This window comes from Rhizobium sp. Root482, assembly GCF_001426565.1.
Lineage (GTDB): Bacteria > Pseudomonadota > Alphaproteobacteria > Rhizobiales > Rhizobiaceae > Pararhizobium.
Genome location: NZ_LMFA01000022.1, coordinates 481,788 through 505,209 on the forward strand (window position 1 = coordinate 481,788; position 23,422 = coordinate 505,209).

Consider the following 23,422-nt stretch of genomic DNA (forward strand, 5'->3'; position numbering starts at 1 on the left):
CATGAACGAAGCAGCACCCCGGCCGAAGGAAAACATGGGTGAACCCCTGCCTCGGATCGACGGACGGCTCAAGGTGACGGGACAGGCGCCCTATCCCGCCGACATACCGGTCAACAATCTTGCCCATGCGGTGCTGGTAACCAGCGAAATCGCCCGCGGTCGGATCACGGCACTTCATCTGGACAAGGCGCGGGCGGTGCCGGGCGTGATCGAGATTTTCACCTCCGAAAGCCTTCATGGCGATCTGGAAAAGCCGAAATTCGGACCAGCATCAACCTCGATCGGGCCTCTGCACGACACGAAAATCTGGCATGACGGGCAGATCATGGCACTGGTGATCGCCGAAACCATCGAGGCCGCCCGCGAGGCCGCCATGCGGGTGACGGCGGATTACGACGAGGAAAAGCCAAGCACCGGTTTTGGCTCGGAAGGGACCGAGACGGTTGCAGCCACCGAAGCCAGCAAGCAATTCAAGGAAGACGTCAAGGCCGGCGATTTCAACGCCGCCTTCGCCTCGGCCCCGGTCACGATAGACGCCGAATATCTGATGCCGACGCATCACCACAATCCCATCGAGCTGTTCTCCACCACGGCCTATTGGCAGGGTGAAGACCTCGTGGTGCACGAGCCGAGCCAGAACGTTCATGGCTGGAAGGTCGAGATTGCCCGCCAGTTGAAAATCGAGCCGGATCGCGTCCGGGTGATCAGCCCCTATATCGGCGGCGCCTTCGGCTCCAAGGGACCGGTCACGCCGCGCACCGCGCTTGTCGCGCTCGTCGCACGCCGGCTGGGACGGCCGGTCAGATGCGTCGTGACGCGGCCACAGGCTTTCACGACACAAACCTACCGCGCCGAGACCCGCCATCATATCCAGATGGGCGCGACGCAGGACGGAAAGATTACCGCTTTCAGGCATGAAGGCTGGGAAGTAACGTCCAGGCCTGACCCTTACGTGGTCGGCGGAACATCGACCACGGGCCGAATGTATGATTACGGCTCGGTGCTCACCAAAGTCTTCCTCGTCAAGGCCGACCGACCTACGCCGAGCTATATGCGCTCGCCACCGGAAACGCCTTATGTCTATGCGCTCGAGAGTGCCATGGACGAGATGGCGGTGGCGCTCGACATGGACCCGGTCGAATTTCGCCGGATCAACGATGCCACCCACGAGCCCATCGAGGGCAAACCCTTTTCAAGCCGTCCCTTAATGGAATGCTATGACGAGGCGGCCAGGGAATTCGGCTGGTCGCGGCGCTCGCTCCAGCCGGGCAGCATGCGGGATGGCGACTGGATGATCGGCATGGGCTGCGCCACGGCGATCTATCCGGCCAATATCGCGCCATGCGCGGTTCGCATCATTCTGACGGATGACGGGCGCGCCCGCGTTCAGACGGCGTCGCATGAGATCGGCACCGGCATACGCACCGTCGCCGCGCAGCTTACCGCCGAACAGCTGGGGCTCGATATAGGTGCCATCGAGGTGGAGATGGGAGATACGCGGCTTCCAGCCGCTCCCGTCGCCGGCGGCTCCAACACCACGGCCAGCGTTTCGTCCGCCATCATGAAGGCCTGCGGCGAAATCCGCGAGAAACTCGCGCGCGCGGCAGTCACCGCCAAGGATGGCCCGTTCTCTGGCCAGGATCCGCATTCCGTCGTTTTCCGGGAAGGAAAGCTTGTTGCCGGGAACGCATCACAGGAGCTGAAAGATATCTTCGAGCTGCTCGGAAGCGGCGTCATAGAGCAATATAGCGAGTTCCGCCCGGAGGCGACCTCGCCGGAAGCCGTATCCAAACTCTACAAGGGAAAGATGGAAATGGTGAGCGGCGAAAAGGGGGAGATGGTGAAATATGCGTTCGGCGCCGAGTTTGTCGAAGTCCATATTCATCGCCGTACCCGCGAAATCCGCGTCCCCCGCATTGTCGGCGCCTTTGCCGGTGGCAGGATCATGAACACCAGGACAGCCCGCAGCCAATTGATGGGCGGAATGATCTGGGGCATCTCGTCCGCCCTTCACGAGGCAACCGAGTTCGATCATCGTAGCGCCCGCGTCGTCAATCGCGACCTGCAGGATTATCTCGTGCCGGTCAATGCGGATATCCAGGAGGTGACGGTCATCCTCGTCCCCGAGGTCGACAAGGATGCCAATCCGGCCGGAATCAAGGGTCTCGGCGAACTGGGCAATGTCGGGACGGCGGCCGCCATCGCCAGCGCCGTCTATCACGCCACGGGACAACGCATCCGCCAGCTGCCGATCCGCATCGACAGCCTGATAGGGTGACGGCCACGCATCCGACGCGCTATACTGCCATTCGCAGCATGGCGTATCCATTCGTTACCGATTTCATTGAGGGGAGGCGGCTTTGAATACGGCTAATCTACAGTTGGAAGGGCTCTATATGGCGCTGGCAGCGATGAACAGGCTGATGGTCGAAAAAGGCCTTGTCAGCCACGCGGATGTCGAAGCAGCCTTGTCGCAAGCCATTGCCGGCATCGATGCGGGCGATCGATCGGAGCTATCGAAATCCAATCGCAGCAGTGTCGCCTTTCCCATTCGGCTGTTGCTTCTTGCAAACGAGGCCGCCGAAAAAGGCGATCGTCCGGACTTCAAGGATTATGCCAGGCGGATCGGCCAGCAGGACATGCCGCAGGTCGAGTAAGGCACACCGGCTGCCTTTCCCGGTGCGCGCAGGAAGTTCTGACAATCACTCGAACAAATCCGGGTTGTCCGCTTCGATTTGCGGCAGGTCCATGAGAATCCCGTTGAGGTGGCCTCGCATGGCCGCCGCGGCCGCGTCGGCGTCCTTCGAATCGATAGCTGTGACGATCGCCTCATGTTCCGCAATCAGCTTCTTCATCGAGTCCGGATGCCGTAGCTGAAGATTGCAGACGCGGTCCATATGCGCCTTGATGTCCGATATCGCGCTCCAGGCGAGCCCGCATCCGGCCCCCTCGGCAAGGGCAATATGGAACTGCTCGTCTTCCCGGCGAAAGGCGTTGTGGTCATGCGCTTCCATCGCCGCCTTCTGGCGCGACAGAATCGTATCGATCTTGCGCCGCGTCCAACTGTCGAAGGTTTCGCCGGCGCGATGCGCCACGGCGACCTCGATCGCCTCGCGCACGAAGCGCGCCTCCATCATCTGACGCGCTGAAATCCGCACCACGACCGTCCCCCTGTTGGGGCGGATATCGACCAGCTTCGACTTGCCGAGCGCAATCAGCGCCTCGCGCACAGGCTGCCGTGACACACCCATCCTTGTGGCGATGTCCTGCTCCGACAGGCGCGTGCCGGGGGCGAGTTCGAGCCGTATGATCGATTCCCGCAGGTCGCGCTCGACCTGGGCCGCCGCCGTTTCTCCGGTGTCGATCTTCAGGGATTCAAGGTTCATATCTTTTGCTGCCGTCATGCGTTGACATCCAATTTAAACCACCATACAGTACCATACACATTAAACGCAACATAAATCCGGCATCCGGTCCGGACAAAGAGGGAGGGGTCGGCGCCATGTGCCCGGCCTTTGAGAAATATTGCTGTCCAACTTCATTGCACCTGATTCCAGCGATCCGCGACTGGCCATTAAATCCCGCTACCGGATGCTTGTCGATGGCAAGTCCGTCGATGCCGCGTCCGGCCGGACGATCGATCGTGTGAGCCCCGGCCACACCGGCGTCGTCGTCGGCACCTGGCCGGAAGCTTCGGCCGACGACGTGCGTCTGGCGATCGCCGCAGCGCGCCGGGCCTTCGATACCGGACCCTGGCCGCGCATGTCGGGTGCCGAGCGCTCGCGACTGATGTTCAAGGTGGCGGACCTTATCCTTGTGCATCAGGAAGAACTGGCGCTTGCGGAAAGCCTGGAGGTCGGCAAGCCGATCGCGCAGGCCCGCGGCGAGATCGGCTTCTGCGCCGATCTCTGGTCCTATGCGGCCGGCCAGGCCCGCGCGCTCGAAGGCCAGACCCACAACAATATCGGCGATGACCGCCTTGGTCTCGTCTTGCGCGAACCGGTCGGCGTCGTCGGCATCATCACGCCGTGGAACTTCCCGTTCATCATTGCCTCCGAGCGCGTGCCGTGGGCGATCGGCGCCGGCTGCACGGTGGTGCTCAAGCCGTCCGAATTCACCTCCGGCACGTCGATCCGCATGGCCGAATTGGCGCGAGAGGCCGGCATTCCGGACGGCGTCTTCAACGTCGTCACCGGCTATGGCGATCCGGCCGGCCAGGTGCTGGCGGAAGATCCGGGCGTCGATATGGTCGCCTTCACCGGCTCGGTCCGCGTCGGCACCAAGCTCGGCGAGATCGCCGCGCGCAGCGTCAAGCGCGTCGGGCTGGAGCTTGGCGGCAAGGGGCCGCAAATCGTCTTTGCCGACGCGGATCTCGACGCGGCCGCCGACGGCATCGCTTACGGCGTCTATCACAATGCCGGCCAGTGCTGCATTTCAGGCAGCCGGCTTCTGGTGCAGGAAGGTATCCGCGATGCCCTGATGGAGCGGCTGCTCGATATCTCCCGCAGGGTGACCTTCGGCGATCCGCTGAACGAACGCACCAGGATCGGCGCGATGATCTCGGAGGCGCATGCCAAGAAGGTCCACTCCTATGTCGAGGCCGGCATCGCCGCCGGCGCGCAACTGCTGCTCGGCGGCGAAAGGGTCGGTAGGGAGGCCGGGCTCTATTACGCGCCGACCGTCTTTGCCGGCGTCACGCCCGACATGTCGATTGCCCGGGAGGAGATTTTCGGACCGGTGCTGTCGTCGTTCACATTCAAGACCGCCGACGAGGCCGTGGCGCTTGCCAATGCCTCGGAGTTCGGGCTCTCGGCCAGCGTCTGGTCGACCAATCTGGAAAACGCGCTGCAGAGCATCCGCCGCATCCGTGCCGGCCGCTGCTGGATCAACAGCGTTATCGACGGAACGCCGGAACTGCCGATCGGCGGTTACAAGAAGAGCGGCCTCGGCCGCGAACTCGGCCGCTACGGCTTCGACGAATATTCCCAGTTCAAGGGCGTCCACGTGACGTTCGGGCGCCCCGCGCCCTGGTTCGGGTAACCGGCTGCTCAGGCGGCAGGAGCAATTCCAGCAAAAGTGTGAAGCGGTTTTGCGTCCGGAATTGCGGAAAAACAAAGAGATAGGGCGTTTTCGCGTTTCGTAGAAAGGCGGAAAGGCTCGGGAGGAAAATCTCGGCTGGCGCGATCTTTGGTCGGAGCTCGCCAGCCGAGACTTCGGGTCTTTTCGACCCGTATTGCACATCCAAAGGGAGGATACGCAAATGAAATTGACCAGGTTCAAAACCGCAGTTCTTGCGGCGGGCATTGCCACCATGCTGACATCGACAGTGCTTGCCGCGGACGTCAAGGCAACAATGATCATCTACCTCGATCCAAGTGTTCAGTTCTTTAACCCCGTGGTGAAGGGCGCGCAAGACGCGGCCGCAGCGTTTGGCGTCGATCTCGACGTGCAATATGCAAACAATGATCCGGTGCGCCAGAACGACCTGATCGAAAGCGCCACGGCCAGCGGTGTCGATGGCATTGCCGTGGCCATCTCCTCATCCGATGCCTTCGACGAAAGCATCTGCGCCGCCGTCAAGGCGGGGATCGTGGTGATCGGCTTCAACAACGACGATCTGGAAGGCGCCAAGGGCAATTGCCGGCAGGCCTATGTCGGCATGGACGAATTCGCCTCCGGCTATGAACTCGGTAACCGCATGATCAAGGAATTCGGCCTCAAGGCCGGCGACGTCGTCTTCAATCCGCGTGAGATTCCCGAAGCGAGCTTCGCGGTCGCCCGTGGCGGCGGCATCGAAAAGGCGATGACCGAGAACGACATCAAGGTCGAGACGGTCCGCGCCGGCCTCGATCCGGCGGAAGCGCAGAACATCATGGCGCAGTTCCTGATCGCCAATCCAACGGTGAAGGCACTGTTCGGCACGGGCTCGGTCACCTCGACCGTCGGGGCAGGGGCCATCAAGGATGCCGGCGTCGATATTCCGTTCGGCGGCTTCGATCTGGCGGTCGAGATCGTCAATGCGGTCGAATCCGGCGCGATGTTCGCGACCATGGACCAGCAGCCCTATCTGCAGGGCTATCACCCGATCGCCCAGATCGCGCTTGCCAAGAAATACGGGCTGACCCCGACCGATATCGACACGGGGCAGGGCGCCTTCCTCGACAAGTCGCGTATCAGCTCGGTCAAGCCTCTGATCGGCAGCTATCGATAACCGCGTTCCGTGGGAACCTGCCGGCGGCGCCGGTAGGTTCCCCGTTCCCAAATGATCGAGTACCAGACCGTGACACCTATCCTTGCAGACAGTGCCGCGCCCCGGTCGCGGACGAAGAGACAATCCATCCTCAAGCAGATCATGGCCATGCCCGCGGGCGCGATTCTTCTCGTCTTCGTGACGCTGCAGGTCGTCTGCATTGCCGGCGCGCTCCTTTATCCGGATGATTTCCGCTATCTTTCACCGCAGAACCTGACGATCCTGATGAAGGCGATCCCCGTCCTCGGCTGCCTGGCGCTCGGTGCCGGCGTGCTGATGATATCAGGCGAATTCGACCTTTCCATCGGCTCCGTCTACACCTTCACCGCCATCCTGATGGCCACGCTCGTCGATGCGGGCCTGAGCGCTTTCCTCGCCGCGCCGCTCGGCATCCTTGCCGGCCTGCTGATCGGGCTGCTTAACGGCCAGATCACCCTGCGCTTCGGCCTGCCGTCCTTCATCGTCACGCTTGGCGGGCTTCTGTTCTGGCGCGGCGCGGTGCTGCTCTATAACGGCGCCGTCCAGGTGCGCTTCGATCCGGAGCCGGTCTTTACCAGCCTGTTTTCCGGCACGCTGTTCGGGGCGAATGCCGCCTTCATCTGGATCGTTCTCTTCGCCGTCGGCTTCCACTTCCTGCTGCACCGCCACCGCTTCGGCAATCATGTCTTCGCAACGGGTGGCAATCGCGGCGCCGCCGAGGCAATCGGCATCAACACCAACCGCGTCAAGCTCATCGCCTTTGCAATCGCCGGCGGCATGGCGGCGGTGGCAGGCATTCTTGCCACGTCCCGCGTCGGCAGCGTGCAGCCGGGGCAGGGCGCCGGTCTCGAACTCCAGGCGATCGCCGCCTGCGTCATCGGCGGGCTGTCCCTGCGCGGCGGTCGCGGCTCAATCATCGGCGTCTTCCTCGGCGTGATGCTCATCCACACCATCACCGATGTGCTGCTTCTCCTGCGCGCGCCGGGCTTCTATCTCGACATGTTCATCGCCACGCTGATCGTGCTGGCCGCCATCTTCAACCATCTCATCGAGCGGAGAGGGCTTGCGTGATGTCGAACCCCAGACTTCTCGAACTGCACAATATCTCCAAGAGTTTTGGCGCGCTGACAGCACTTCGGAACCTCAGCTTCCATATCGGCGAAGGCGAAGTGGTGGGTCTGCTCGGCGACAACGGCGCCGGCAAGTCGACGACCGTCAACCTCATCTCGGGCATTCACAAACCGACCGAGGGCTATCTCAGTGTCGATGGCAGGAAGACCGCCTTTACCTGCCGATCGGACTCCGCGGATGCCGGGATCGAGACGATCTACCAGCACACGGCGCTCGTCGACTCGCTCTCGATCACCCGCAACATCTTCATGGGCCGTGAACTGACGGATCGCTTCGGCTTTCTCCGACAAGGCGAGATGCGCGACATCACCATGGAGGTGCTGCAGAATGCCGTCCACATCTCGGGCATCGATTCCCCCGATACGCTCGTCGGCAATCTCTCCGGCGGCCAGAAGCAGGCGGTTGCCATTGCCCGCGCCGTCTACTTCAAGAAGCGCGTTCTCCTTCTCGACGAGCCGACCTCGGCGCTCTCCGTTCGCGAGACGGAAGCGCTCCTCAATCAGGTCCTGAAGCTCAAGGCGGAGAATGTCTCCAGTGTGCTCGTCACGCATAATATCTACCACGCCTATCAGGTCTGCGATCGCTTCGTGATCATGAGCCACGGCACGAAGGTTTTCGACGTCGAAAAGGCCGATACGACGATCAACCAGTTGACCGAATATGTCGTGCTCACCTGATCCCATTACTGAAAGACAAGAGGCAAATGCCGTGACAATTTCCGTATCTACACGTCAGGTCGTCGGACCGGAGGATGCCGCAAGGCGCAACACGCAGGCGCTGCGCGATGGCTTCGTGATCGAGGAACTGTTTCGCCCGGGCGAAATCATCCTCACCTATAGCCATCTCGACCGGATGATCGTCGGCGGCGTGGCGCCGGTTTCGGGGCTTCTGGAAATCGACCATGTCGCCGAGACGGGAACGGAACGCTTTCTCGACCGGCGCGAGGCAGCGATCGTCAATATCGGCGGCGCCGGCACGGTCAGCGTCGGGGGCCGAGACCACGCGCTCGGCTTCCAGGAGGCCATCTATATCGGCATGGGCGAGGGGGTGCTCGGCTTTAAAAGCAACGATCCGGCCGAGCCTGCGCTGTTCTATCTCCTGAGCGCGCCGGCGCATCGCGCCTGCCCGACGGTTCATATCAGCCGCGACATGGTCAAGAAGGTCAGCCTGGGTTCCGCCGAGGAATCCAATGCCCGCACCATCAACCAGTATGTGCATCCGGATGTCTGCGAGAGCTGCCAGTTGCTCGTCGGCCTCACAATGTTCGAACCGGGTTCCGTCTGGAACACCATGCCGGCGCATGTGCATGACCGGCGCATGGAGGTCTATCTCTATTTCGGCATGCAGGAGGCAACCCGCATCTTCCACTTCATGGGCGAGCCGAACGAGACGCGGCATGTCGTATTGAAAAACCACCAGGCGGTGCTTTCGCCGGGCTGGTCGATCCATTCCGGTGCCGGCACGGGGCGTTATGCCTTTATCTGGGCCATGGCGGGTGACAATATGAGCTTCACCGACATGGACAAGGTACCGATGGAAACGCTTCGATGACCCTTTTCGACCTGAGCGGCCGCTTCGCCATCGTCACCGGCGCCAATACCGGCATCGGCCGGGCCATCGCCGTGGGGCTCGCGAGAGCCGGCGCCGATATCGTCGGGGTCGGACGCTCGCCCATGGGCGAGACGGAAGCGGATGTGACAGCTTGCGGCCAAAAATTCATCGCCGTCACGGCCGATCTTTCCGCGCCGGGCATCGGCGACAAGGTCATTGCCGAGGCACTGGACGCCGGCGCCTCGCTCGACATCCTCGTCAACAATGCCGGCATCATCCGCCGCGCCGATGCGCTGGAGTTCACCGAAGCGGATTGGGACGCGGTGCTCGACACCAATCTGAAATCCGTGTTCTTCCTTTGTCAGGCCTTTGCCAAGGCGGCGATCGCGGCAGGGCGTCCCGCCAAGATCATCAACATCGCCTCTCTCCTCTCCTTCCAGGGCGGCATCCGCGTGCCCTCCTATACGGCGGCGAAAAGCGGTCTTGCTGGCCTGACGAAGCTGCTGGCAAACGAATGGGCGGCCAGGGGCGTCAACGTCAATGCGATTGCGCCGGGCTATGTCGAGACCAACAATACCGTGGCCTTGCGGGCAGATGCGGAGCGTAACGCCGATATCTTGAAACGGATTCCCGCCGGACGCTGGGCGCGGCCCGACGACATGGTGGGTGCGGCCGTCTTCCTGGCGGCCCCGGCATCGGACTATGTGCATGGCACCATCCTGCCGGTGGACGGCGGTTGGCTCGCCCGATGAGAGGATGAGATGCAGCATTATTCCCTACCCGAAAACACTGTCTGGACCGAAGTCGCGCCGGGCAATCGCCGCGCGGTCCTCAGCGAGCGCCCCGAACTGATGCTGGTCGCCTTCCGCTTCGACAAGGACGCCGTCGGGGCTCTCCATTCCCACCCGCATACGCAGGCGAGCTATGTTGCCGAAGGCACGTTCGACGTGACGGTCGATGGCGTCACCACCCGACTTGGCCCGGGAAGCAGCTTCATCGTCGCGCCGAACCTCGTCCATGGCGTGGTCGCTCTCACAAAGGGCTTGCTAATTGACACATTCACGCCGCGCCGCGACGATTTTCTGTAACGCCCGGTTCCCTTGGATCGAATTGCAAACTTCACCGCAACGTCAAATCCGAAGGTCACTCCGGGAAACGGTAGCAGATACGCGTTTCGTCAAGAAACCACGGCTGCTCATCGACAGGCACGAAGACGTGACACATGCCGATCTTCGATATGGCGCCATGAGTTCCATAAGATAGATTACGCGATGCATAGGTGTAGCCGCAAAGTTAAAGTGTCCTATTTTTGCAAAGTTGGAATGTCACACTCCCCGGATCTGAATAATGCCTGGGAGATTGCCGATGGGATTGATAGCGATGAGCGAGAGCTATCAGCAGCACGAGCGGCGGAAGGCGTCAGTCGGCCATTCAAATGAATGTTCATTCGGCGCGGTCCTGAAAACTGATGTGTGGTAACTCCAGGCTCCTAAATCCGCTCCGAATGGACAACCTCCTGAAAGCTCACAGCTCTTGATGGCAGCGACGGATAAGCCGCCGGATTGACCGGCCCGGTTTCTCCGACGGCCGAACACCGAGGACTTCGTCCATTTGTGTCATCCCTTCCCCCAGGGGGTCACCCGCATTCCGCCAAATATCATCTCACGCGGGAGGTTGAAGATGAAATAGGGGTTTAACGAAGGCAGGGCGCTCACCGTGTCGAGGCGGTTGCGCTGTTCGTCGCTCAATGACAGGGACAATGCAGCAAGATTACCCTTCAGCTGCTCGGGTCGGCTGGCGCCCAAGAGAAGCGAGCCCATGCCACGCTGGCCCAAGACCCAGGTCAGCGCGATCTGCACCATGGGCACGCCAAGCTCTCCCGCCAGTTCACGCACGGTATCGACAATGTCAAAGTTCTTTTCGGTAAACAGCATTCCGCCATAGGGGTTAGCGCCGTTCAAGCGTTCGCGAGGCTGGTCGTCGGGCTCCTCAATGCTGTTCGGTACCTGAGCACTGCGCGCCGCGTCAGCCAGCTTCTCGCGGCCGTATTTCCCGGTCAACAAACCGCCCCCGAGAGGGCTCCACGGCATCATTCCCAGTCCGAATTCCTGCGCCATGGGAAGCACGTCCAATTCCACTCCACGCTCCAGCAGGGACCAGGCGTATTGCAGGCCGACAGGCCCCGGCAGCCCGTGCGCAGCGGCCAGCGTCGCCACCTTGGCCACGTACCATGACGGCGTGTTGGAGAAGCCATAGTAAAGGATCTCGCCCCGCGTCGTGGCGTCGGCCAGCGTGCGCAGGACTTCTTCCGCAGGGGTCGTCTGGTCCCAGACATGCACCCAATAAAGGTCGATCCGGTCGGTCCCGAGCCGCTTCAGCGAACCTTCAATTCCGGCCCGGATATTGAAGGTGCCGTTGCCGCCAAGCATGGGTGTTCCTCCCGACCTTGGGAACCCGGACTTGGTCGAGACCACCAGCCGGTCTCGCAACCCGCTGTCCAAGAGGAAACGGCCCAGCATCTTTTCACTCTCGCCGCCGCTGTAGACGTCAGCGGTGTCGATCAGGTTGCCACCGGCCTCGACATAGGTGTCAAAAATCGTGCGCGCGGTTGCCTCGTCTGTGCCCCAGCGACCCGCGCCAAAGGTCATCGTGCCAAGCGCCATCGGGCTGACGATCAAGCCGGAGCGGCCAAAGCTGCGATAGTCTGTCATCTGCATCGTTTGTCTCCTTCATTGCTGTTGACGCGAAAGATAAGAGGATGCCTCGCTGGGGATTAGCTGGTATCGGTGCCATGAGCCTGTGAGAAATATTCATCAATGCCACGCCAACCTCTCAACGATCTGGCCGCGTTCGCGGCGGTTGCCCGAACACGCAGCTTCACTGCCGCTGCGGCGGAGATCGGCGTGTCGCCCTCGGCTTTGAGCCACGCCATGCGTGGATTGGAAGAGCGTCTTGGCGTGCGGCTCCTGGCCCGTTCCACACGGTCTGTCGCACCAACGGAGGCCGGCGACGCACTGCTGCAACGCCTCGGTCCCGCGCTGTCCGAGATCGAAGCGGGCCTCGCCACCCTGTCCGACTGGCGGAACGAACCCGAAGGCGTCGTGCGGCTGACGACCTTTCACTGGCTCGCATCCACCTACCTTGCAAAGCGGCTCCCGGCGTTTCTTACTGCGCATCCCGGCATCACGGTGCAGGTCACCGTCGATGATGGATTCCAGGATATCGTGACGAGCGGGTTCGATGCGGGGCTACGCTTCGGCGACGATGTGGAGAAGGACATGATTGCCGTGCGTATCGGCCCTCCGCTGCGCCATGTCGTGGTCGCCACGCCAGACTATTGGGCCCTGCATGGCAGGCCGAAACATCCACGCGACCTGAGGCAGCATCGATGTGTCAACTATCACAATCTCAGCGGTGGGACGGTTAGCCCGTGGGAATTCAAGAAGGACGGCAAGGAGGTGCGCCAGCGGGTCGATGGTCCCTTGATCTGCAACTCCACGGACCTGGCGCTGGCGGTCGTGCGGTCGGGCGCCTGCGTGAGCCTCCACATGGAGCAGGACGTGGCCGAAGATCTGGGTTCCGGTGCCCTTGAACAGGTTCTGGACGACTGGTGTCCGCCGTTCGACGGGGTGTTTCTCTACCATCCCAGCCGCAGGCAGACCCCACCCCCGCTGCGCGCCCTGATCGATTTCCTTAAGGCATGAGAATCCGCGACGCGAAGCAAACGGTAGTGCCAGGCGCGAATTGGCTGATATCGGGTCGGAAGCTGCCACTGCCCGATGTGTCGCATTTCTAACTGGCCAGCCCCCTCGCATCTCGAATTGGCTTTGCCAAACGATTGTAGTCCAAGGTTAAAGTGTCCCGTTCCCGCAAAGTTGGAACGTCACGCTCCCCGGGGGTTTGAGCGGGTGTAGGGCGGCTGCACTGGATAAGCTGGAAAGGCGCTCTATTGTTCTTGATAGGCGGTCGAAAACGGGCCGCTGGTTTAGGAAGAGGGAGTCGCCATGGCCATCGTAGCAGGACCAGCATTTCGAAGGTCGCTTCATCCGCTCAATGCGATCTTTCTGGCTTTTCCGTTCCCGTTTTTCCTCGGAGCCCTGGTCAGCGATCTCGCTTACCAGGGGACGTTCCAGATTCAATGGGCGAATTTCTCTTCCTGGCTGATCGTCGGCGGAATGCTGGGCGGCAGCTTTGCCCTTCTTTGGGCGCTGGTCGATCTGTTTCGATTCAGAGGCGCGGGCAGCGCCAGGCCGCTTGTCTATTTCATCGTGCTTCTGGTCATGTGGATACTGGGCTTCGTCAATGCCCTCGTCCATGCGAAGGATGCCTGGGCAATGATGCCGGAAGGCCTTTATCTCTCCGCCGCCGCCGCCCTGCTGGCCCTCGTGGCAGCCTGGATCGGCTATTCGGGTTATCGCTCCGTGGAGGTGATGTGATGCGCCGTCTTCTCGTGCTTTTCGCCGCTGCAACCGTCCTGTCCGGCTGTGGTGAAGATCCGGCGCCATCGCAATATGGCGGCAGCCCGGATCTGCCCTCGCCGCAACGTGGCCTCCTGCCCGACATGAAGATCGCGCTTCCCGCCGCCTGGGGCGACAACCTCCCCTCGGTGCCGGAAGGCTATAGCATCCAACCGATCGCCACCGATCTGGCGGTGCCGCGCCAAACCCTCGTCCTCCCCAATGGCGACATCCTGGTTGCCGAGGGCTCCGGCGGCGGGGCACCCACCTTGCGTCCCAAGGACCTCATCGCGGGCTACATCAAGGGCATGGGAAAAACCGACGTGAAGGGCGGCAACCGCCTGACGCTGTTGCGCGATGCGGATGGCGACGGCACCTACGAGATGCGCGGCATCTTCGCCGACAATCTCAATGCGCCCTACGGTCTCGCATTCGTGAACAATGTCCTCTACGTGGCCAACCAGGATGCGCTCGTGCGTTTCGACTACACCGATGGCCAGACCGAGGCGAGCGGGCCGCCGGTAAAGGTCACCGACCTGCCCTCGGCGATCAACCACCACTGGACCAAGTCGATGGCGGCCAGTGCCGATGGCCGCTTCCTCTATGTCGGCATCGGATCGAACAGCAACATCACCGAGCGGGGGATGGACGCGGAAATCGACCGCGCGATGGTGTGGCAGATCGATGCGCAGACGGGCGCACACAAGCCCTATGCAACCGGCCTTCGCAACCCGACCGCGCTTGCCATCCAGCCGGATACCGGCCAGCTCTTTGCCGTGGTCAACGAGCGCGACGAGATCGGGCCGAATCTCGTGCCCGATTACCTCACCTCGGTAAAGGAAGGCGGCTTCTATGGCTGGCCCTATAGCTATTGGGGACAGACGGTCGATCCGCGCGCTCAGCCCCAGGACCCCGAAAAAGTAAGTTCCGCCACTCGTCCCGATTACAGTCTCGGATCGCATGTGGCAGCGCTTGGCCTTGCCTTCTCGTCGCCCGTCATGGGCTCCCAGTTCGCCGACGGCGTCTTTGTCGGCGAGCATGGCAGCTGGAACCGCACGCCGCCGTCCGGCTACAAGGTGGTGTTCGTGCCGTTCCGTGACGGCAAACCGAGCGGCGACCCCGTGGATTTCGCCACCGGCTTCCTTACTGAAGACGGCAAGGCACGGGGACGGCCGGTCGGCGTGACCGTCGATCCCCGCGGCGCCCTGATCGTCGCCGACGACATGGCCAACACGGTCTGGCGGATCACGGCCAGCCAGGCGCCGGCGTCCACACCGACGGAGGCTGCTCCCGCCGCAACGAATTGACCTCGCGGAAACGCCGGCCCGGCCGTCTTCAAGATTGCCGCCCCCTGCCGGCGTTACTGCTCCCGTCAGACAGCCGGGGGCGGACCGGTCGATTCCAATCAGGACCAATGAGTGCTGTCAAAATCGAGGCTGGGCAGGAAGGCAACCGGACGAGTTAAGCGAAGGACCCGCAATGGAAAAGAATACGATTTGCCTCTGGTTTGACAAGGATGCCGAGGACGCCGCCCGCTTTTACGCGCAGACCTTTTCCGACAGCGCGGTAAAAGCTGTTCATCGTGCGCCCAGCGATTACCCGTCCGGCAAGGAGGGTGACGTCCTGACAGTCGATTTCACGGTTGCCGGCCTCCCGTGCATCGGTCTCAACGGCGGTACCACCTTCAGGCACAGCGAGGCCTTCTCGTTCCAGATCGCCACGGATGATCAGGAGGAGACCGACCGCTACTGGAATGCCATCGTCGGCAATGGCGGCAGGGAGAGCGCCTGCGGCTGGTGCAAGGACAAATGGGGCATATCCTGGCAGATCACCCCACGCGTCCTCACCGACGCAATGGCCGCGGGCGGTGCCGAGGCAAAGCGCGCATTCGCGGCGATGATGAAAATGAAGAAAATCGACGTGGCGACGATCGAAGCGGCGCGACGCGGCTGATACGCCTCCAAGGCAATCCCGTTGCCGGGACCGCCTTGGTGTCGAAGCGATCACGCCGCCGCAGCGACCGGCTGCGGGCGGGCCGCCGGCTTGAAGGTCAGCGCGATCAGGAAGGCGCCGATACCGATGCCCCAGGAGCCGACATAGAGCCAAGTATAGCTTGCGAAATTGTCGTAGATCAGACCGCCGGCAACCGGGCCGAGCGCCATGCCGAGACTGCCGGCCATGGCCGTGCCGCCGATGACGGTTCCCATCATGTGCAATGGAAAATTCTCTCGGGCGATCACCGCATAGAGCGGCATGAGCCCGGCATAGATGAAGCCGAACAGCCCCGCGACGACATAGAAGCTGCCGAGCCCCTGCGCGAAGACATAGCCGAGCGCGCCGAAGGCCTGGACCAGAAGGCCGAGCACCAGGATCTGCTTGGCGCCGAACCGATCGCCGAGCAGGCCGAAGGCAATGCGGCCGCCCATGCCGGCAAGCCCCTCGATGCTGTAGATCGAGACCGCCGCCATCATCGGGATGCCGCAGGTGAGCGCATAGCTGACCGTGTGGAAGATCGGTCCCGAATGGGTGGCGCAGCAAAGGAAATTGGTGAAGAAGAGAATGAGGAAGGGCGGCGATTTCAGTACGTCCCGCACGGTCATGGATGGGACTTCATGTTCCGGCACCGCCTTGCCCGCAGCCTGTTCGGCGAGCGCCGGCGCCCTCCGGACCAGAAGCGAGGCGGGGATCATCACAACAGCGACGATAAGCGCGATGATCTGCAGTGATGTCCGCCAGTCATAGGCCGACACCAGCCAGGCCGCGAAAGGCGACATGGTGAGCGGCGCCATGCCCATACCGGCCGAGACCAGCGACACGGCAAGGCTCCGATGCGTGTCGAACCAGCCCGTCACGCAGGCCATCATCGGGGCAAAGACCGCAGCCGTCGCCGCCCCGACAAGGAGGCCGAAGACGAACTGGAAGGCAATGAGCGAGGTCACGATGCTGGCAAGGCCGAGGCTTACGGCCAAAAGGGTCGAGCCGATGAGCACGACCGGGCGCGGGCCCCAGCGATCGGACAGATTGCCCCAGGCCATGCTGGCAAAGGCCATGGCGAGAAAGCCGATGGTCATGGCGCTGGAAATGCCGGTGACCGACCAGCCGGTATCCTTTGCGATCGGCTGGAGGAATACGGGAAGCGAGAACATGGCGCCGATGGCAATGCAGCCGAGAAGGCCGCCTGCGCCGACGATGACCCATCGATAGGTGAGATTGTTCATATGCGTCTCCTTGGGGCGCGGCCGCATCGACCGGTGCCGAAGTGAACCTCAATATTGGTCGCGGCGCCGCAGCCATTCCATGCCGTAGCTGAGGCCATCCTCATCGCGGCCCTTCGGCACGAGATCGAGGAAGTGATAGGCGCCGTTCACCATCTCCACGCCGCGGCTGTAGCAGGAATAGGTGTGGAACACCTCGCCTGCCCCGCTCCTATAAAAGACGCTGACGCCGACCATTTCCGACATCGAATGCGGCCTTACTGCAAAATTATAATAAGCCTCGCCTTTCGCAAGCTCTTCGGGCGTGAACGAGGCCTGGTAGTCGAAGTTGAAATCGCTGCCATGGGAAGAGACCCAGGGGAAGCTCCAGCCCATGCGACGCCTGTAAGCCTCGATCTTTTCCAGCGGCGCCCGCGAGATTGCAACGAAGGTCACATCGCGATGATTGAGGTGGATGTCGATCCCATTGAAATTGTCCGCCCAGAAGGAGCAGGACTTGCAGCCCTCTTCCCAATCCGGGCCGAGCATGAAGTGATAGACGAGAAGCTGCGAGCGCCCGTCGAAGAGGTCGCTGAGCGACGTCTCGCCCGCCGGCGTGCGGAAGCGATAGTCCTTCGCCACTCGCACCCAGGGCATTGCCATCCGGCGCTTCGTCAGCGCGTCGCGCTGGCGGGTATGTTCCTTCTCGGCGGCGAGCAGTTCCAGCCGGGCCTTCAGCCAGTCTTCGCGTGAAACGACTTGATTGTGCATCACGAACATCCTTTCTCTTCCGTGTCGTGCCATGCGATGGTTAAACCTTGGAGGACGCGGGGTGAGAGTTACAAATATGACGGGATTGGCATGGACTCGCTGATCAATGCCGCCGGCCGGGCGCTCGCGGCCGGTGATGCGCTCGGCGCTTTGAAGCGCGTCGCCCTGCGCGACGATGCGCCGGCGCTCGCCCTGCGCGGCATTGCCATGGCCCAGCTCGGCGATTTCGAGCGCGCGAAAGCGCTTCTGAAACGCGCTGCCCGCGCTTTTGGTCCGCGCGAGGCGGTGGCCGGCGCCCGCTGCCGCGTTGCCGAGGCGGAAATCGCCCTTGCCTCCCGCGCGCTTGCGTCAACCGTCAAGCCGCTTGAAGCCGCCGCGCGAACGCTCGCCGGGCATGGCGATGCGGCGAACGCGGCGCATGCCCGCAATCTTCTGGTTCGCCGCCTGCTCCTCATCGGCCGCGTGGCGGAGGCGGAGGCCATGCTCGAAAGCTTCGATCCGGAGCCCCTGCCCCCGGCCATACGCGCCTCGCATGAACTCGCCGTCGCCGGCAGCGCGTTGCGCCGGCTGAGGACCGGAGCGGCCCGCGTTGCTTTTTCCCGCGCCCGACAGGCGGCGGCAGCCTCGGGCATTCCCGCCCTTGCGATGGAGGTGGAGGCTGCGGCCGCAGTCCTCGAGGCACCTGCGGCTCGCCTGCTCGGTCGAGATGGCGGCCGCCTGCTCGGTCTTGCGGAGGTCGAAGCTCTGTTCGCCTCGGACCGTCTGGTTATCGACGCGTGCCGAAGCACCGTCCGCCGGGGCCAAAACGTGCTGTCGCTGGCAACCCGCCCGGTGCTCTTCTCGCTCCTGCGCACACTGGCCGAGGCCTGGCCCGGCGATGCCACCCGCGAGAGGCTGCTTTCCCATGCCTTCCGTGCGAAGGAGGCCGACGAGTCCCATCGCGCACGCCTGCGGGTCGAGATCGGCCGCCTGCGCGCCGAGATCGAGAGGTTCGCGACAATCGAGGCGACGGAGAGCGGCTTCGTCCTTGTGGTGCCGAGACAACAGGACATGACCGTCATCGCGCCGCCGGTCGAGGAACGACACGGCGCGCTGCTGGCACTTCTCTCCGATGGCGAGGCCTGGTCCAGTTCGGCGCTTTCGATCGCGCTTGGCGCCAGCGCCCGCACCATCCAACGCGCGCTCGAGGATCTTCATGCATCCGCCCGGGTGACGCCGGTCGGTCGCGGCCGGTCACGCCGGTGGATGACGCCGCCGCTGCCCGCATTCCCGACACTCTTGTTACTCCCGGGTCTCCTGCCTGGCGACTAGGATCGCCACATCAACGATGAACATTGAGGACTAGGACATGAAACAGGCAGAAATCATCCGCGAATACGGCCCCTTCCCCGGCACGGAACAGGTACACGGCGTCACCTATGACGGCAAAGAGGTCTGGTTCGCCACGGGCGATCATATCGAGGCCTTCGATCCGAAGAGCGGTGCCGCCACCCGCATCCTCGACACGGCCGGCCATGCCGGCACCGCCTTCGACGGCAAGCACCTCTTCCAGATTGCCGAGGACAAAATCCACCGGATCGATCCGGCGACCGGCCAGGTGATCGCCTCCATCCCGGCGCCCGGCGAAGGCGGTGATTCCGGCCTCGCCTGGGCGGAAGGCTCGCTCTGGGTCGGACACTACCGCGCCCGCAAGATTCACCAGATCGATCCCGACACCGGCAAGGTACTGCGCTCGATCGAGACCACCCGCCTCGTCACCGGCGTCACATGGGTCGACGGCGAACTCTGGCACGGAACCTGGGAAGGAGACGAAAGCGATCTTCGCCGGATCGACCCGAAGACCGGCGAACTGCTCGACACGATCACGATGCCCGCCGGCACCGGCGTCTCCGGCCTCGAATCCGACGGCGCCGACCGCTTCTTCTGCGGCGGCGGCAAGAGCGGCACCATCCGCGTTGTCCGCCGTCCCGCGCACGGAAGGGCCACCGCCTGACTGAGCCGTTGATCGGGCTACGACCTCATGTCGTCGTCCCGGATTCCATATAGGCGAGATAAAACCGACAGGCTCGACCGGCACTCCCGGCCGAGCCTGTCGTGATGGTTTGACTTTTGTCAGTGCGCGTGAATAATGTCTAATCACCGCATTGACGAGGACCACGCATGCCCATCCGGCCCAATGATCACATCCTGCACAAGGCCGCCTGGCTCTATTATACCCATGGGCTGCGGCAGGATGAAGTGGCCCGGCAGCTGGATATTTCCCGCGCTTCCGTCGCCATGTATCTGCGACGCGCCCGCGAGAGCGGCATCGTCACCATCTCAACCTCGACCCAGCTCTTCGCCGACGACGTTCTCGCCCGCGAACTGGAAGATGCGACCGGCCTCAAATCCGTGTGGATCGTGCCCGAGGACCGACATGCGATGGACCCGACGGCGGAAATGCCGGTCGTCGCCGCCGCCGTATTCCTCGAACTGATCAACAAGGGCGACCGGATCGGCGTTGCCTGGGGCCGCACGGTCTATCATCTTGCCGACGTCATGCCCTATGCGGACCTCAAGGGCGTCACGGTGATGCAGCTTTGCGGCAATCTCGGCGCGCCTTATAATTATCGCCCAGACCAATGCACCACCGAAATCGCCCGGCGCCTGAATGCCGAGGGCATCAATATCTATGCGCCGCTGGTCCTCAGCTCCGAGCAACTGGCCGATGAATTGCGCGGCGAGCCGGTCATCCGCGACCAGCTCACCGCCATTTCCGATTGCCAGCTCGTTCTCTATTCGGTCGGCGGTTGCGAAAGCGACAGCCATCTGGTGCGCTGCGGCGCGCTGGCGGCCGAGGAAATGCAGGCGCTTGCCGATGCCGGCGCCGGCGGCGTCATTGCCGGCCAGGTCATCGACAAGGACGGCCAATGGATGGACTGCGCCCATAACCGCCGCTGCATTTCGGCCAATCTCGACACGATCCGCGCCATCCCGAAGCGGATGATGGTGGTCGAGGAGGATTCCAAGTTCGAGCCTCTGGTCGCCGCCATCAAGGGCGGTTTTGCCTCCCATCTCGTCGTCACGACGACGATGGCAAGGCGCCTTCTTGCCCGCTGGAGCACCGGGTAGAACGGCGGATCAACCAGTACCAAGACAGATCGAGCACGGCGGCGTCCGGGCATTCAAGCATTGCGTGAGGGAATGAACGTGGAAAATCTCTGGAATGACAGCGACGCCGAAGCCATGGTCGCCGCCTATGCCGGCAAGGGCATCAATCGGGACCTCGCACTTCGCACCTATACGACCCGTCTGCTTGGTGGCGAGCCGCGGCTGGTCCTGCATGGCGGCGGCAACACCTCCGTCAAGACGACGGTCAGCGATCTGGTCGGTGACGAATGGGAGGTGCTCTGCGTCAAGGGCAGCGGCTGGGACATGGGCATCATCGAGCCGGCCGGCCTGCCCGCCGTCAAGATCGCGCCCCTTTTGAAAGCCCGCAAGCTGCAGACGCTCTCCGACGAGGACATGGTGGCGCTGCAAAGGGCCAACCTGATCGATCCGGCCTCGCCCAATCCTTCGGTGGAAGCGCTGCTGCATGCCTTCATCCCGCACAAATTCGTCGATCACACCCATTCGACCGCGGTCCTCGCCATCGCCGATCTGGCCGACAGCGACAGCCGCAGCCGCGAGGTCTTTGGCCCGAAAATGGGCTATGTGCCCTATGTCATGCCGGGCTTCGCACTCGCCAAGCTGGCGGCCGAAGTCTACGACCAGGACCCGAGCGTCGAAGGCCTGATCCTCGACAAGCACGGCATCTTCACCTTCGGCGCCACCGCCCGGCAAGCCTATGACCTGATGATCCACTATGTGACGCTGGCGGAAGACTATGTTCGCGCCAATGGCAGGAACCCGTTTACGCCGGCAGTCCTACCGGAAAACCTTGCCCGGCCGGGCGATATCGCACCCATGCTGCGCGGCGCCGTCGCTGTTTCCAGGGGTGAAGGCCGCTATGACCGGATGATCAGCGAATTCCGCACCTCGCCGGACATTCTCGCCTTCGTCAACGCGGCCGAGGTCGAGGACATGGCCCGGCGCGGCGTCTCCACACCCGATCTTTCGATCCGCATCAAGACCGGCCCCATGGTGCTGCCGGCGCCGGATGCGTCCGATCTCGACGGCTACCGGCAGGCGATCGCCGCGCGCACCGTCGGCTTCATCGAGGACTACACCGCCTACTTCAAGGCCAATGACGGCCGGGACGGCGTCAGGAAAATCATGCTGGACCCGATGCCACGGCTGACGCTGGTGCCGGGGCTCGGCCTGTTCGGCCATGGCCGAACGCTGAAGGACGCCAGGATCGCCGCCGATGTCGCCGAAACCTGGATCGAGACGGCGCGCGACGCCGAATCCATCGGCCGGTTCGAGCCGGTGAGCAGACCCGATCTCTTCGATCTCGAATATTGGTCGCTGGAACAGGCAAAGCTCGCCGGCGCCAGGCCAAAACCCTTCACCGGGCAGGTCGCGGTCGTTACCGGCGGCGCCGGTGCCATCGGCGCTGCCATCGCCCGCGCATTTGCCCGCGAAGGCGCGCATGTGGTGGTGCTCGATCTCGACGGTACAAAGGCCGCCGAGACGGCAAAGCTTGCCGGCAACCAGTCGATCGGCGTCGGTTGCGACGTGACCGAGCCGGCTTCCGTGCGCGCCGCCTTCGACAAGGCGGTGGCGACCTATGGCGGTGTCGATATCGTCATCTCCAATGCCGGCGCAGCCTGGGAAAGCCCGATCGCCACCATGGATGATGCGCTGCTGCGCAAAAGCTTCGAGCTCAATTTCTTCGCCCACCAGACGGTGGCGCAGAATGCGGTGCGGATCATGAAGGAGCAGGGAACCGGCGGCGTGCTGCTGTTCAACGCCAGCAAGCAGGCGGTCAATCCGGGCGCGAAATTCGGCGCCTATGGGCTGCCGAAGGCCGCGACCCTGTTCCTGTCGCGGCAATATGCGCTGGAACATGGGGGAGACCAGATCCGCGTCAATGCCGTCAATGCCGACCGTATCCGCTCCGGCCTGCTCAACGACGAGATGATCGCCAACCGCGCCGCCGCCCGCGGCCTTTCGGTCACGGACTATATGGGCGGCAATTTGCTCGGCCTCGAGGTGACCGCCGACGACGTGGCCCAAGCCTTCGTCCACCACGCGCTGGCGGAGCGCACCACCGCCGACGTGACGACAGTGGACGGCGGCAATATTGCCGCTGCGATGCGATAGGCGGGAGAATATCGTGGTCTCCCTCACTCAACGTCTCCGCGCGACGGGAACGTTGAATGAGAACCTGACCCGCATCATCCATCACTCAATACGCCACCCTCGCCTCAGGCGAGATCGGTCAAGGCGAAATCGTCTCCCTTGTAGCACAGGGCAATCTTCATTGTCTTGGCGCAGGCATAGCTGAAGCAATCACCGAAATTGAGATCCGCGCGGTGGCCGACCGCCTTGCCATAGATCATCGCAGCCTCAAGTGCCGCCGCGCCGATTTCCGGTGAGATCGCAATCTCCGAAGCCGTCACGGCCGATAGGAATTCATCGACGGCGGCTCTGGCTACAAGAATCGTTGTCTTACTCTTGGCTGCACCGCCAGGATTGTACTTTCGCGCCAGTCCGAGAACCGCCTCGAACCGGGAGACCGGCGAGATGACGAAATCGCCATCACTGGTTTCCAGTCGCTTGACGATTTCCTCCCAGCCCTGTTCGCGAGCGATGATTGCGATGATAACCGACGCGTCGAGGAACATCAGATTTCATCCCACATTTCGTCGGTATAGGCTTTCAGGCTGAAATCCGGATCCGGGCTGCCCATCGCAGCAGCCATTGCCTGTGCCTTTGCGACACGCTTTCGCAACGGCATCGCCTGGCGCGTCCGTTCAAGCTCGCGCTTGAGAGCTGTACGGACAGCCTCCGTCTTGCTTGGAGCTTTCAACGCCTTCTGCAGCTCGTTTGCCAGCGCATCGACGGTATCGTCACGAATAAAGAGGGCCATGTGGATATCCTTTTGAGATATCAATATATCATAAATCTATATCTATCCAAATGGGCGCTCCCGAGACGCAAGCGAA

Annotated in this window: 23 protein-coding genes; 17 read left to right on the forward strand and 6 right to left on the reverse strand. The window is 62.7% G+C overall.

The genetic code is table 11. The features are described from left to right. Nucleotide 1: 1 nt before the first annotated feature. Both ASD31_RS18250 and ASD31_RS18255 read left to right on the forward strand, forming a co-directional pair. Entirely contained in the window at nt 2-2,278 is a 2,277-nt protein-coding gene (locus tag ASD31_RS18250) for a xanthine dehydrogenase family protein molybdopterin-binding subunit (protein ID WP_056336994.1), read from the forward strand. A gap of 82 nt (nt 2,279-2,360) precedes the next feature. Beyond that, the gene (locus ASD31_RS18255; RefSeq protein WP_056336997.1) at nt 2,361-2,657 is read left to right on the forward strand and encodes a hypothetical protein; all 297 of its coding nucleotides are present in this window, start codon (nt 2,361-2,363) and stop codon (nt 2,655-2,657) included. Nucleotides 2,658-2,702: 45 nt separating this feature from the next. On the opposite strand, the gene ASD31_RS18260 is transcribed toward ASD31_RS18255, so the two are convergent. Then, nucleotides 2,703-3,404 carry a GntR family transcriptional regulator gene (locus ASD31_RS18260; protein ID WP_056337000.1) on the reverse strand — a complete coding sequence of 234 codons (702 nt, stop codon included), beginning with the start codon at nt 3,402-3,404 and terminating at the stop codon, nt 2,703-2,705. Nucleotides 3,405-3,525: 121 nt separating this feature from the next. Here ASD31_RS18260 and ASD31_RS18265 point away from each other — a divergent pair, with 121 nt between their 5' ends. From ASD31_RS18265 to ASD31_RS18295, 7 genes are all read left to right on the forward strand, one after another. After that, a complete protein-coding gene (locus ASD31_RS18265) occupies nt 3,526-5,040 on the forward strand; it encodes an aldehyde dehydrogenase family protein (RefSeq protein WP_056337003.1) in 1,515 nt (504 codons plus the stop codon). Nucleotides 5,041-5,260: 220 nt separating this feature from the next. Next, nucleotides 5,261-6,211 carry a substrate-binding domain-containing protein gene (locus ASD31_RS18270; RefSeq protein ID WP_056337005.1) on the forward strand — a complete coding sequence of 317 codons (951 nt, stop codon included), beginning with the start codon at nt 5,261-5,263 and terminating at the stop codon, nt 6,209-6,211. A 69-nt stretch (nt 6,212-6,280) separates the two neighbouring features. Further along, nucleotides 6,281-7,300 carry an ABC transporter permease gene (locus ASD31_RS18275; protein ID WP_200952216.1) on the forward strand — a complete coding sequence of 340 codons (1,020 nt, stop codon included), beginning with the start codon at nt 6,281-6,283 and terminating at the stop codon, nt 7,298-7,300. Beyond that, nucleotides 7,300-8,037 carry an ATP-binding cassette domain-containing protein gene (locus ASD31_RS18280; RefSeq protein WP_056337008.1) on the forward strand — a complete coding sequence of 246 codons (738 nt, stop codon included), beginning with the start codon at nt 7,300-7,302 and terminating at the stop codon, nt 8,035-8,037. The genes ASD31_RS18275 and ASD31_RS18280 overlap by 1 nt, the downstream gene beginning before the upstream one ends. 31 nt (nt 8,038-8,068) lie before the next feature. Beyond that, nucleotides 8,069-8,911, forward strand: a complete 843-nt coding sequence (kduI, locus tag ASD31_RS18285; protein ID WP_056337010.1) for a 5-dehydro-4-deoxy-D-glucuronate isomerase — start codon at nt 8,069-8,071, stop codon at nt 8,909-8,911. After that, nucleotides 8,908-9,663 (forward strand): 2-dehydro-3-deoxy-D-gluconate 5-dehydrogenase KduD, encoded by a 756-nt coding sequence (kduD, locus tag ASD31_RS18290; RefSeq protein WP_056337013.1) that lies wholly within the window; start codon nt 8,908-8,910, stop codon nt 9,661-9,663. Before kduI ends, kduD begins: the two co-directional genes overlap by 4 nt. A 9-nt stretch (nt 9,664-9,672) precedes the next feature. Next, nucleotides 9,673-9,999 carry a cupin domain-containing protein gene (locus tag ASD31_RS18295; RefSeq protein WP_056337016.1) on the forward strand — a complete coding sequence of 109 codons (327 nt, stop codon included), beginning with the start codon at nt 9,673-9,675 and terminating at the stop codon, nt 9,997-9,999. Nucleotides 10,000-10,527: 528 nt separating this feature from the next. Here the strand turns inward: ASD31_RS18295 and ASD31_RS18300 are convergent. Next, entirely contained in the window at nt 10,528-11,628 is a 1,101-nt protein-coding gene (locus ASD31_RS18300) for an aldo/keto reductase (protein ID WP_056337019.1), read from the reverse strand. Nucleotides 11,629-11,727: 99 nt separating this feature from the next. On the opposite strand from ASD31_RS18300, the gene ASD31_RS18305 reads away from it, so the two are divergent. From ASD31_RS18305 to ASD31_RS18320, 4 genes are all read left to right on the forward strand, one after another. Further along, nucleotides 11,728-12,615: a LysR family transcriptional regulator gene (locus ASD31_RS18305; protein WP_056337022.1), complete on the forward strand. Its 888-nt coding sequence runs from the start codon at nt 11,728-11,730 to the stop codon at nt 12,613-12,615. Nucleotides 12,616-12,915: 300 nt separating this feature from the next. Then, the gene (locus ASD31_RS26365; RefSeq protein ID WP_056337024.1) at nt 12,916-13,347 is read left to right on the forward strand and encodes a DUF2231 domain-containing protein; all 432 of its coding nucleotides are present in this window, start codon (nt 12,916-12,918) and stop codon (nt 13,345-13,347) included. Further along, nucleotides 13,347-14,675: a PQQ-dependent sugar dehydrogenase gene (locus ASD31_RS18315; protein WP_056337026.1), complete on the forward strand. Its 1,329-nt coding sequence runs from the start codon at nt 13,347-13,349 to the stop codon at nt 14,673-14,675. The genes ASD31_RS26365 and ASD31_RS18315 overlap by 1 nt, the downstream gene beginning before the upstream one ends. A 172-nt stretch (nt 14,676-14,847) precedes the next feature. Beyond that, nucleotides 14,848-15,321, forward strand: a complete 474-nt coding sequence (locus ASD31_RS18320) for a VOC family protein (protein ID WP_056337029.1) — start codon at nt 14,848-14,850, stop codon at nt 15,319-15,321. A gap of 50 nt (nt 15,322-15,371) precedes the next feature. Here ASD31_RS18320 and ASD31_RS18325 read toward each other — a convergent pair whose 3' ends face one another. Both ASD31_RS18325 and ASD31_RS18330 read right to left on the reverse strand, forming a co-directional pair. Next, nucleotides 15,372-16,586, reverse strand: a complete 1,215-nt coding sequence (locus ASD31_RS18325; RefSeq protein ID WP_056337032.1) for an MFS transporter — start codon at nt 16,584-16,586, stop codon at nt 15,372-15,374. A 48-nt stretch (nt 16,587-16,634) separates the two neighbouring features. Next, complete coding sequence (locus ASD31_RS18330) at nt 16,635-17,333, reverse strand: DUF899 domain-containing protein (RefSeq protein WP_056337287.1); 699 nt, start codon at nt 17,331-17,333, stop codon at nt 16,635-16,637. A gap of 90 nt (nt 17,334-17,423) precedes the next feature. On the opposite strand from ASD31_RS18330, the gene ASD31_RS18335 reads away from it, so the two are divergent. The 4 genes from ASD31_RS18335 (at nt 17,424) to ASD31_RS18350 (ending at nt 22,577) form a co-directional block, all read left to right on the forward strand. After that, nucleotides 17,424-18,644 (forward strand): hypothetical protein, encoded by a 1,221-nt coding sequence (locus ASD31_RS18335; RefSeq protein WP_056337035.1) that lies wholly within the window; start codon nt 17,424-17,426, stop codon nt 18,642-18,644. 37 nt (nt 18,645-18,681) lie between these two features. After that, the gene (locus tag ASD31_RS18340; protein ID WP_056337038.1) at nt 18,682-19,326 is read left to right on the forward strand and encodes a PQQ-binding-like beta-propeller repeat protein; all 645 of its coding nucleotides are present in this window, start codon (nt 18,682-18,684) and stop codon (nt 19,324-19,326) included. Nucleotides 19,327-19,493: 167 nt separating this feature from the next. Then, nucleotides 19,494-20,444, forward strand: a complete 951-nt coding sequence (locus ASD31_RS18345) for a sugar-binding transcriptional regulator (RefSeq protein WP_056337040.1) — start codon at nt 19,494-19,496, stop codon at nt 20,442-20,444. Between the two features lie 78 nt (nt 20,445-20,522). Then, on the forward strand, nt 20,523-22,577 hold the full coding sequence (locus ASD31_RS18350; RefSeq protein WP_056337290.1) for a bifunctional aldolase/short-chain dehydrogenase: 2,055 nt from the start codon (nt 20,523-20,525) through the stop codon (nt 22,575-22,577). A gap of 104 nt (nt 22,578-22,681) precedes the next feature. Here ASD31_RS18350 and ASD31_RS18355 read toward each other — a convergent pair whose 3' ends face one another. Next, a complete protein-coding gene (locus tag ASD31_RS18355; RefSeq protein WP_056337043.1) occupies nt 22,682-23,101 on the reverse strand; it encodes a type II toxin-antitoxin system VapC family toxin in 420 nt (139 codons plus the stop codon). Beyond that, complete coding sequence (locus ASD31_RS18360; RefSeq protein WP_056337046.1) at nt 23,101-23,346, reverse strand: type II toxin-antitoxin system VapB family antitoxin; 246 nt, start codon at nt 23,344-23,346, stop codon at nt 23,101-23,103. The genes ASD31_RS18355 and ASD31_RS18360 overlap by 1 nt, the downstream gene beginning before the upstream one ends. Between the last annotated feature and the right edge of the window lie 76 nt (nt 23,347-23,422).

Coding starts and splice junctions, on each gene's coding strand:
- ASD31_RS18250 (WP_056336994.1), top strand. CDS start 2: ATGAACGAAGCAGCACCCCGGCCGAAGGAAAACATGGGTGAACCCCTG.
- ASD31_RS18260 (WP_056337000.1), bottom strand. CDS start 3,404: ATGACGGCAGCAAAAGATATGAACCTTGAATCCCTGAAGATCGACACC.
- ASD31_RS18270 (WP_056337005.1), top strand. CDS start 5,261: ATGAAATTGACCAGGTTCAAAACCGCAGTTCTTGCGGCGGGCATTGCC.
- ASD31_RS18280 (WP_056337008.1), top strand. CDS start 7,300: ATGTCGAACCCCAGACTTCTCGAACTGCACAATATCTCCAAGAGTTTT.
- kduD (WP_056337013.1), top strand. CDS start 8,908: ATGACCCTTTTCGACCTGAGCGGCCGCTTCGCCATCGTCACCGGCGCC.
- ASD31_RS18295 (WP_056337016.1), top strand. CDS start 9,673: ATGCAGCATTATTCCCTACCCGAAAACACTGTCTGGACCGAAGTCGCG.
- ASD31_RS18300 (WP_056337019.1), bottom strand. CDS start 11,628: ATGCAGATGACAGACTATCGCAGCTTTGGCCGCTCCGGCTTGATCGTC.
- ASD31_RS18305 (WP_056337022.1), top strand. CDS start 11,728: ATGCCACGCCAACCTCTCAACGATCTGGCCGCGTTCGCGGCGGTTGCC.
- ASD31_RS26365 (WP_056337024.1), top strand. CDS start 12,916: ATGGCCATCGTAGCAGGACCAGCATTTCGAAGGTCGCTTCATCCGCTC.
- ASD31_RS18315 (WP_056337026.1), top strand. CDS start 13,347: ATGCGCCGTCTTCTCGTGCTTTTCGCCGCTGCAACCGTCCTGTCCGGC.
- ASD31_RS18320 (WP_056337029.1), top strand. CDS start 14,848: ATGGAAAAGAATACGATTTGCCTCTGGTTTGACAAGGATGCCGAGGAC.
- ASD31_RS18325 (WP_056337032.1), bottom strand. CDS start 16,586: ATGAACAATCTCACCTATCGATGGGTCATCGTCGGCGCAGGCGGCCTT.
- ASD31_RS18330 (WP_056337287.1), bottom strand. CDS start 17,333: ATGCACAATCAAGTCGTTTCACGCGAAGACTGGCTGAAGGCCCGGCTG.
- ASD31_RS18335 (WP_056337035.1), top strand. CDS start 17,424: ATGGACTCGCTGATCAATGCCGCCGGCCGGGCGCTCGCGGCCGGTGAT.
- ASD31_RS18340 (WP_056337038.1), top strand. CDS start 18,682: ATGAAACAGGCAGAAATCATCCGCGAATACGGCCCCTTCCCCGGCACG.
- ASD31_RS18345 (WP_056337040.1), top strand. CDS start 19,494: ATGCCCATCCGGCCCAATGATCACATCCTGCACAAGGCCGCCTGGCTC.
- ASD31_RS18355 (WP_056337043.1), bottom strand. CDS start 23,101: ATGTTCCTCGACGCGTCGGTTATCATCGCAATCATCGCTCGCGAACAG.
- ASD31_RS18360 (WP_056337046.1), bottom strand. CDS start 23,346: ATGGCCCTCTTTATTCGTGACGATACCGTCGATGCGCTGGCAAACGAG.